The 254-nt window shown below is 62.6% G+C and carries 1 protein-coding gene; it reads right to left on the reverse strand.

The features are described from left to right. Positions 1-254, reverse strand: a 254-nt coding sequence (locus tag I6F38_RS43670; protein WP_225164750.1) for an IS66 family transposase, incomplete at both ends; no start/stop codon positions are given.

Genomic DNA, 254 nt, shown 5'->3' on the forward strand with positions numbered 1-254 from the left:
GCCCGGTTGCGTGAGTAGTAGAACAGGGCCGCCGGCGGATCCGTGCCGCCAAACGGCCGGTCATCGCGAACATAAGTCCAGATCCGACCGGTAACCGTCTTAAGCTTGGCCAGCACCGGCACCGTCGTATCGTCCGCGTGGATGCGTTCCGCGCTCATGATATGGATCCGGATCGCCTCAATAATGGGATCGAGCGCCACCACGCAGGCGCCGACCCGATCCGCCAGGGTCGAGACATCTATCTCGATCCCTTC

Source organism: Bradyrhizobium sp. BRP56 (assembly GCF_020194035.1).
In the GTDB taxonomy this organism is placed as follows: domain Bacteria; phylum Pseudomonadota; class Alphaproteobacteria; order Rhizobiales; family Xanthobacteraceae; genus Bradyrhizobium; species Bradyrhizobium australafricanum.